The sequence below is a fragment of the Colwellia sp. BRX8-9 genome (genome assembly GCF_014077245.1).
GTDB lineage: Bacteria > Pseudomonadota > Gammaproteobacteria > Enterobacterales > Alteromonadaceae > Colwellia_A.
Genome location: NZ_JACGVN010000092.1, coordinates 1 through 219, shown reverse-complemented (window position 1 = coordinate 219; position 219 = coordinate 1). Strand labels below are relative to the sequence as shown.

General features: G+C 41.6%; 1 rRNA gene. It reads right to left on the bottom strand.

Annotated features, from left to right (window positions below):
• Positions 1-108 (bottom strand): 23S ribosomal RNA (locus H4J70_RS20375); the annotation flags it as partial.
• Positions 109-219 lie beyond the last annotated feature (111 nt).

Genomic DNA, 219 nt, shown 5'->3' with positions numbered 1-219 from the left:
TTGGCTATAACGGTTTTTATCACCTCACCAATGCTTATCGCAGATTAACACGTCCTTCATCGCCTCTAACTGCCAAGGCATCCACCACATACGCTTAGTCACTTAACCATACAACCCTAAGTAGTCTTTCGACACGAAGTACACCGTGGAGACTAATCCACAGCAATTGTAAAGTCTGACATTTTCACGCACAAATAAATGTGTCTTGAATAAGATGTT